At 50.0% G+C, this 4,744-nt stretch carries 3 protein-coding genes; 2 read left to right on the plus strand and 1 reads right to left on the minus strand.

The features are described 5' to 3' along the window. The coding region (locus SGI98_12465) for an excinuclease ABC subunit A (GenBank protein ID MDZ4744215.1) at positions 1-3,675 on the plus strand (3,675 nt) is incomplete at its 5' end. Here the strand turns inward: SGI98_12465 and SGI98_12470 are convergent. Then, positions 3,676-4,209 carry a hypothetical protein gene (locus tag SGI98_12470; GenBank protein ID MDZ4744216.1) on the minus strand — a complete coding sequence of 178 codons (534 nt, stop codon included), beginning with the start codon at positions 4,207-4,209 and terminating at the stop codon, positions 3,676-3,678. It lies immediately after the preceding gene. Positions 4,210-4,491: 282 nt separating this feature from the next. On the opposite strand from SGI98_12470, the gene SGI98_12475 reads away from it, so the two are divergent. Next, positions 4,492-4,707: a DUF167 domain-containing protein gene (locus SGI98_12475; protein ID MDZ4744217.1), complete on the plus strand. Its 216-nt coding sequence runs from the start codon at positions 4,492-4,494 to the stop codon at positions 4,705-4,707. The last annotated feature ends 37 nt before the right edge of the window (positions 4,708-4,744 follow it).

Raw genomic sequence — 4,744 nt, forward strand, 5'->3', positions numbered from 1 at the left:
ACGGGAGTGAGTGGTTCAGGCAAATCAACCCTCATCCATGATTGTCTTTATAAAAATATCCTGAAATCCCGCGCCCAAAGCGTCGAAGAGCCCGGTCGCGTCAAAAAGATCACTGGAGCGGAGTCCCTCGGTGAAATCATCCTTGTGGACCAGTCACCTCTGACAAAAACACCGCGTTCCACCCCTGCCCTGCATACAGGGATTTTCGACCATATCCGCAATCTCTTGGCGGGCACGGACGCAGCACTCAGCGAAGGAATCAATGCAGGGTATTTCTCATTTAATTCCGGGGAAGGCCGCTGTCCGACCTGTAATGGGAGCGGTTACCAGAAAATCGAAATGCAATTCCTCTCCGATGTCTTTATCAAGTGCCCGGCGTGCTACGGGGACCGTTTCCAACCATTCCTCCTCAAGATCAAATACCGGGATAAATCCATCTCGGATATTTTGAATATGACGATCGATGATGCGGTGGTTTTCTTCACGGAAAATCCGAAGATCACCCGTCCGCTTGCTCTCCTTCAAAAACTTGGACTAGGTTACCTCACTCTCGGCCAACCCCTCAACACCCTCAGCGGCGGGGAATCCCAACGCCTTAAACTCGCCGGTTATATCCAGCCACCCGGCGCCGCGGAGCAGACATCCTCCGCGCAGGATTCTTCCTCCATAAGCGGCCCATCCAAAAACCTTTTTATTTTTGATGAACCCACCACGGGATTACATTTTGAGGATATCCGTAAACTCGTCGCCGTATTCCGGGAATTGGTCGCGGCAGGGCATTCACTTTTGGTCATCGAACATAATATCGATGTCATTGCGGCCTCTGACTGGATTATCGATCTCGGCCCCGATTCGGGTGAGGCCGGTGGTGAAATCGTGGCCACGGGCACCCCCGCACAAATCGCTCAGCACCCTCGCAGCCACACGGGGCGCGCCCTCCGTAAAGACCTCCGCCCATCAGAGCCCGTGTCCCCGCAGGCCCAGGGTCAAGCAGGCGTGAGAGATCCTATAAAACCTGCGCAAATCACTAACCACATCCAGGTCACCGGAGCCCGCCATCATAACCTCAAGGACATCACCTGCTCCATTCCCCGGGGCGAGATCGTCGTGGTCACCGGCCCCAGCGGCTCGGGGAAATCCACCCTAGCTTTCGATATTATTTTCGCCGAGGGGCAACGGCGTTTTATGGATTCCATGAGTGCTTACGCCCGCCAATTTGTCGAGCAAATGGAAAAACCCGAGGTTGATTCTGTCGAGGGCATCCCCCCGACCGTCGCGATCGAACAAAATGTCACGCGTGGCGGGGGGAAATCCACCGTCGCTACCGTCACCGAGATTTATCATTTCATGCGCCTGCTTTGGAGTAAACTCGGCGAGCAATTTGATCCGGACGCAAACTTACCCGTCCGTAAACAATCCGCTGCCGAAGTCATCTCTCAAGTCCGCGCACAGCTAGCCAAAGACGACCTACTCCTGCTCTCCCCCCTCGTCAAGGCACGCAAAGGTTTCCACACGGATGTCGCCGAGTGGGCAAGGAAAAAGGGCATTCTAGAACTCCGTGTGGATGGTAAACTCATTCGGACCGAGAAATTTACCAAGCTTTCGCGTTATCAGGAACATACCATTGAGGCTTTGGTCGGAGTCCTGCATAAAGGACGCCCGAAAGAGATTCTGATCCGGGAACTCGTTGCCAGTGCACTCAAGCTAGGAAAAGGTACATTCCTCGGGCTTAATAACCATAAGAAATCAATCGTTTTTTCGACGGAAAGATGCTGCCCGGAAACCGGCCGCAGCTTTGAAGAGCTCGACCCTCGGATGTTTAGTTATAACTCTCCCCATGGCTGGTGCCCGACATGTAAAGGTTACGGGGTCATCTACCGGCAACCCGATGAAATGACGCCAGAAGAAGAGGCCCAGCTCGACGGGAAAATCGCCCAGGAGATCGGTGAGGGTGAGGCACGGCCATGTCCTACTTGCCTTGGCCAAAGACTCAACCGGGACGCTCTCGCTGTCCGCCTCGGGGATAAAAGTATCGGTGAAGTCGCTAATATGTCCGTCTCTGATACAGAGAGGTTTTTCTCAAGACTGAAATTTAAAGGGGGCCCTGCGCAAATTGCGCGGGATATCATCCCGGAAATCTTGAGCCGTCTCAAATTCATGAAAGAAGTCGGTCTCGACTATCTGCAAATGGGACGTTCCGCTAATACCTTAAGCGGAGGGGAATCACAACGCATCCGTTTATCCGCCCAGCTCGGGAGTAATTTACAGGGTGTACTTTATGTACTGGATGAACCCACCATCGGGCTCCATCCGCGTGATAACGATAAACTCCTCGATACACTGGAGGCCCTTAAATCACGGGGGAACTCCCTGCTGATTGTCGAACATGACGAGGACACCATGCGCCGAGCAGATCACATCATCGATCTGGGGCCGGGAGCCGGGATCCATGGGGGAGAAATCATCGCCGAAGGTCACTGGAAACAAATTGCTCAAAATAAAAACTCGGCCACCGCCCATTACCTGAAAAACCCGATGCGTCATCCCTTGCACGGGCAATGGAGAGAAATTCATACAGGACCAGCCTCCCCTCGGGCAAAAAAAACCGGCGCAGCTCTCGGGCAAAAGGCGGCTGGCCCCACAAAAATGTTAGAAATCACAAATGCACGAGTGAATAATTTGTGTGGGATTGATTTTTCTATACCGACGGGACGACTGACAGTGATCACGGGAGTGAGCGGCTCGGGTAAAAGCACGAGTATGAGGGAGGTCCTCATTCCTGCTGTCCGCGAGGCCTTGAAAAAAAGAAGTGCCAAACTCAAGACGACCCAGTGGCAAATTGCACAGGCTGACCTCTTTGATTCAGTTTACGAGGTGGACCAATCCCCGATTGGTAAAACCCCGCGTTCCACCCCGGCCACTTATGTCGGATTCCTCGATACGATCCGGCTACTCTTTGCCAAAGTACCCTTGGCTCGGATGAGGGGATTCACCCACTCTAGATTCAGCTATAATAGTAAAGGTGGCCGGTGCGAAGCTTGCCAAGGGGCAGGCATGATCAAAATGCAAATGCAATTCCTCCCCACAGCCTACGTGCATTGTGACACCTGTAACGGAAAACGTTTTAACCAGGAAACCCTCGATGTCCTTTTTCATGAAAAATCCATTGCTGACATCCTGGATATGTCCGTCGAGGAGGCTGCGGAATTCTTTGCCGCGATACCGCAAATTGCACGCCCTCTCAAGCTCCTCTTGGAAACCGGACTGGGTTATCTCAAGCTTGGTCAACAAAGCCCCACCCTCTCGGGGGGAGAAGCCCAGCGGCTCAAGCTGGTGACCGAACTCGCCCGTCGCGACTTAGAAAATCTGCGCGGGCCGATGAGAACCTTTAAACCGAATCTCTATTGCCTGGAGGAACCCACGATCGGGCTACACATGACCGATGTGAAACGTTTGATCGAAGTCATCCACCGTCTCGTGGACGCAGGTCATTCCGTCGTCGTCATCGAGCATCATCTCGATCTCATTGCTGAGGCGGATTGGATCATCGATATCGGTCCGGAGGGGGGTGGAGGCGGGGGGAAAATCGTTTTTGAAGGAAGTATCCCGAACCTGCTCAAACATAAAAAATCGCACACCTCCCGTTATTTACGGGAACACTTGAAGGCGAAATGATTATTCGCTGGAAGCGAGCTCTTTCTGGGTCTTTTTGATCGCTACCTGGAGAGAGTCTATTTGGTGTCCTACATCCTTGAGTTTCGCCTCTAATTCAGCTTTTTGAGCCACGAGCTCGGGAGTTGATTCCGTTGCGGTTTTTATTGAACCGTTTAAATCCACCAGTCTTTGTCCTAAATCCTCTTTACTCTGGATAAGGGATTGAACCCTTAAAAAGGCTTTAGCGATTCCTTCCTGATTTTCAATGACCTCATTGATACGGCTTTTTTTGTCTTGGACGAACCACTGACACTGATTGGTTCCTAGCGTACTCATCAATAAGCGTCCGACACCACTATCGGATTTAATCCTGGCTTCCACCTTTGAGCTGATAAAGTCACCACTATAATAGACACGGTTATTATTCGCATCCTTAAAGACGATTTTATTACCCTGGATATCGACAGGGGCCATGTCAACATGGCTGACATTACCTGATGAACTGTCACGCAGGACGGTATTCCATTTAATATCGTAGTCGAAAGATTCTTTCACACTCTTATAAAAAGCAAAACTTACCACACCTGTGATCATTAGGCAGGTTAGCGAAACTGTTGCTTTGATGAGGAAACTAAACATAACCAACTCTCTTTTTTATAACCTACAGTGATTTTCCATAATTTCAATAATAAATTTGTGTTTTTTACTTGCTCTTGTCTTTTTATGTGAATTATATAATATAATAATAAATGATTTATTCGATAAATCAGTAAATGTAAAGTGGCGATTGATATTGTTGTGTATTGGAGCAAATAGAGTACCACTTTGACACCTGAAATGCCCGACTCTATTTTTGTCCTCAATATTCACACCGTGCCAAATGCATCTCAGACACAAATCATTGGTATACATGGAGATGCCCTAAAAATAAAAGTCAAGGCCCCTCCAGTTGATGGTAAAGTAAATGACGAGATGATCGATCACCTGCGCAAATTGCTCGTTCTTCCCAAAAAGTCTATTCAACTGATTTCCGGGCACAAGTCGCCGTGTTAAAAAGAATACAAATCGACGGGTTAACCGAATCTGAAAT

It is taken from the genome of Verrucomicrobiota bacterium (assembly GCA_034440155.1).
GTDB lineage: Bacteria > Verrucomicrobiota > Verrucomicrobiia > JAWXBN01 > JAWXBN01 > JAWXBN01.